Genomic DNA, 3,871 nt, shown 5'->3' with positions numbered 1-3,871 from the left:
GGTGTTCACAAAACCTGTGGGAGCGAGCTTGCTCGCGATAGGCCGCAGGCCGCTTTCAGCGTTTCACGGCAACAGGCTTGTGCAACTCAGCCCGCTTGCACAGCAAATCAAACACCGCCGGATACGCCGGCCGTTCGATATACCGCCCGGCACCACGCTCGGCCCGCAGGTCGCCGTCGGCCCAGACCACGCGGCCCTGGCTGATGGTGTGGCTGGGCACGCCGCGCACGGTCTTGCCTTCGAAGATGTTGAAGTCCACCTGCTGATGGTGGGTCTTGGCGGAAATGGTCCGCGTGCCTTGCGGGTCCCACAGCACCAGGTCGGCATCGGCGCCGACGCGAATCGCGCCTTTGCGCGGGTAGAGGTTGAAGATCTTCGCCGTGTTGGTGGATGTCAGCGCGACAAATTGCTGCATCGAAAAGCGTCCGCTGTTCACGCCTTCATCCCACAACACCGCCATGCGGTCTTCGATGCCGGCGGTGCCGTTGGGGATCTTGCTGAAGTCGTCGCGGCCCGCGGCTTTTTGCTCGGCGCAGAAGCAACAGTGGTCGGTGGCGGTGGTGTGCAGGTTGCCCGATTGCAGGCCATGCCAGAGCGCCTCTTGATGGCCGCGAGGACGGAACGGCGGGCTCATCACGTAACCGGCGGCGGTTTGCCAGTCCGGATCGCGGTAGACGCTGTCGTCCAGCAGCAGGTGCCCGGCCAGCACTTCGCCGTACACCGGCTGGCCCTTGCCCCGGGCGTAGGTGATTTCATCGAGGGCCTCCTTGGTCGAGACGTGGACCAGGTACAGCGGCGTGCCCAGGGTTTCGGCGATGCGGATCGCCCGGCTCGCAGCCTCTCCTTCGACCTGTGACGGCCGCGACAGCGGATGGGCTTCCGGCCCGGTGATGCCCTGGGCCATCAGCTTGCGTTGCAGGTGATACACCAGTTCACCGTTTTCCGCGTGAACGGTCGGCACCGCGCCCAGTTCCAGGCAGCGTTCGAAACTCGCCACCAGGGTGTCATCGGCGGCCATGATCGCGTTCTTGTAGGCCATGAAATGCTTGAAGCTGTTGACGCCGTGATGGCTGACCAACTCGGCCATTTCCTCGCGGACCTGCTCGCTCCACCAGGTAATGGCGACGTGAAAGCCGTAGTCCGACGCCGACTTCTCGGCCCAGCCGCGCCACTGATGGAAGGCTTCGAGCAAGGATTGCTGCGGATTGGGAATCACGAAGTCGATGATCGAGGTGGTGCCGCCGGCCAGTCCCGCCGCCGTGCCGCTGTAGAAGTCTTCGCTGGCCACGGTGCCCATGAAGGGCAGTTGCATGTGGGTGTGCGGATCGATGCCGCCGGGCATCAGGTATTGGCCGCTGCCGTCGAGCACTTCGGCGCCTGCAGGTACATCGAGATTTTCGCCGATGGCCTTGATCACGCCGTCTGCGCAATACACATCGGCGCGATAACTTTCATCATGGGTAATAACGGTGGCGCCACGGATCAACAGAGACATTCCGAGTTCCTCGCAGGCAATGACCGGCTTATGCCGGTTCTAGATGTTTTATTCAAAACAGCCCGCACAGAACTAATCCTGTCAACGCTGTCAGGATTAAACGCTAGCTGCACTTATCAGAATCGGCAAGAATATTTTTTATAAGCTTATTCAGTAGTTAACTATTTGATATTTAACGAATAAATACAGAAATCACCAAAATGGTGAGGCCGCTCACCATTTTGACGCACTTGACAGGATCGAAAAATAGTCAAGATTTCCTATGTGAAATCAGCTGTTTGAGTATGGTCTATGGTTGATGCGCAGCCATTGAAAAAAGATCAACGCACCAGATTGAGTCCTGACTGTTTCGACAACTTGCCTGGCATTCGGCCTGAGTGGCCTGACAAATAGTCGAGTCAGTGAATAAAAGCGATAAACATCAGTTGGTTGCAATGTGTTTATGGAACTGCCCGATGCGTAATCGGGGCACTCGGCACGTTTATTGATGCCGCCAGCCCCTGATGAGCAACAATAATCAAAAGAACAGTGGAGCGGCCATGCAACAGATCAGATCGCAAGTGACCGAACGCGACGGCTTGTTTGAGCTGGAAGCCGGCAGCGATGTCCTCGACAGTCCCCGTTACAACCACGACATCGCACCGACCAAGGTGCGCGAACGCACCTGGAACAAATGGCACATCACCGCGCTGTGGGTGGGCATGGCAATCTGCGTGCCGACCTACACCCTCGGCGGGGTGCTGACCGCGTACTTCGGCCTGACCGTCGGCGAAGCGCTGCTGGCGATTCTGTTCGCCAACATCATCGTATTGATTCCCCTGACACTTAACGCCTTTCCCGGTACCAAGTACGGTATTCCCTTTCCGGTGTTGCTGCGCTCGTCCTTCGGCGTGCTCGGTTCCAACATTCCGTGCCTGATTCGTGCCCTGGTGGCGTGCGGCTGGTTCGGCATCCAGACCATGTTCGGCGGGCTGGCGATTCACCTGTTTCTCGGCTCGGTGTTCGAAGGCTGGAAATCCCTGGGCGGCACCGGCGAGGTCATCGGCTTCATGGTGTTCTGGGCGCTGAACCTGTGGGTGGTGATTCGCGGCGCCGAGTCGATCAAATGGCTGGAAACCCTGTCGGCACCGCTGCTGGTGCTGGTGGGCGCAGGCCTGCTGGTCTGGGCCATGCCCAACGTGTCGATGAGCGAATTGCTGGCGATTCCGGCCAAGCGCCCCGAAGGTGCTGGCGTGGCCAGCTACTTCGCGGCCGGGCTGACGGCGATGGTCGGCTTCTGGGCCACGCTGTCACTGAACATTCCGGACTTCAGTCGCTACGCAAAAAGCCAGAAGGACCAGATCGTCGGGCAGATCATCGGTTTGCCGCTGACCATGTTCCTGTTCGCGTCCCTCGGCGTGGTGATGACCGCCGCGTCGGTGAAGCTGGTCGGCGTGACAGTGTCCGATCCGGTGACCCTGATCGGTCATATCCAGAGCCCGGTCTGGGTCGCACTGGCGATGGCGTTGATCATCATCGCCACGCTGTCGACCAATACCGCAGCCAACATCGTGTCGCCGACCAATGACTTCCAGAACATCGCGCCCAAGGCCATCAACCGTACCAAGGCAGTATTGCTCACCGGGTTTGTCGGCTTGGCATTGATGGCCCATGAGCTGCTGAAAAAACTGGGCCTGATTGTCTCGGACGTCAGTCTCGAAACCGTCTATTCCAACTGGTTGCTCGGTTATTCGAGCCTGCTGGGGCCGATCGCCGGGATCATGGTGGTGGACTATTTCCTGATCAAGAAACAGCAACTCGACCTTGCCGGCCTGTACCGCGATGACGTGTACCCGGCGTGGAACTGGTGCGGTTTCCTCGCCTTCGGCGTGCCGGTGGTGTTGACGCTGCTGTCCCTGGGCAGCGATGCCTTCAGCTGGTTCTACAGCTATGGCTGGTTTACCGGCTCGGCCCTCGGGGGCTTGATTTATTACGGGTTGAATGTGATGCGGCCCAGCCCATCTGTTGCGAAATCAGCGGTGTAAGTGAGGGCCTCATCGCGGGCAAGCCCGCTCCCACAGGGACTGAAGTCGTACACTAATACTGTGTACACCCGATCAACTGTGGGAGCGGGCTTGCCCGCGATGGCGGCCTCAAGTTCACCAACGAATTGCCTGAAGAAACACACAAGAACAGCCTGAGGAGATCATCATGAACGCTGCCGTCGACGTTCTGCAGTCCAGCCATCAGCACATCAACCGCGACCGCCTGTGGCAATCGCTCATGGAACTGGCAAGGCTCGGCGCCACGGTCAAGGGCGGCGTGTGTCGCCTGGCCCTGACCGACCTCGACCGCCAGGCCCGGGACATCTTCGTCAAATGGTGCGAGGAGGCGGGT

Annotated in this window: 2 protein-coding genes and 1 pseudogene; 2 read left to right on the top strand and 1 reads right to left on the bottom strand. The window is 59.5% G+C overall.

Going from position 1 to position 3,871, the window contains the following annotated elements; genetic code table 11:
• Positions 1-55: 55 nt before the first annotated feature.
• Positions 56-1,495 (bottom strand): dihydropyrimidinase, encoded by a 1,440-nt coding sequence (gene hydA / locus AC1DU9_RS29570; protein ID WP_223461890.1) that lies wholly within the window; start codon positions 1,493-1,495, stop codon positions 56-58.
• Positions 1,496-2,034: 539 nt separating this feature from the next.
• Between hydA and AC1DU9_RS29565 the strand changes: the two genes are divergently transcribed.
• Both AC1DU9_RS29565 and AC1DU9_RS29560 read left to right on the top strand, forming a co-directional pair.
• Entirely contained in the window at positions 2,035-3,519 is a 1,485-nt protein-coding gene (locus tag AC1DU9_RS29565; RefSeq protein WP_223461888.1) for an NCS1 family nucleobase:cation symporter-1, read from the top strand.
• Positions 3,520-3,685: 166 nt separating this feature from the next.
• Positions 3,686-3,871, top strand: a pseudogene (locus tag AC1DU9_RS29560) (Zn-dependent hydrolase); the annotation flags it as partial.

This window comes from Pseudomonas sp. P4_C1, assembly GCF_056402155.1.
Note: the sequence above shows the minus strand (reverse complement) of the source record. Positions and strands in the feature narration are given on the sequence as shown.

Bases quoted from the DNA above. Each gene is read 5' to 3' on its own strand.
- hydA (WP_223461890.1), bottom strand. From the start codon at position 1,495: ATGTCTCTGTTGATCCGTGGCGCCACCGTTATTACCCATGATGAAAGT.
- AC1DU9_RS29565 (WP_223461888.1), top strand. From the start codon at position 2,035: ATGCAACAGATCAGATCGCAAGTGACCGAACGCGACGGCTTGTTTGAG.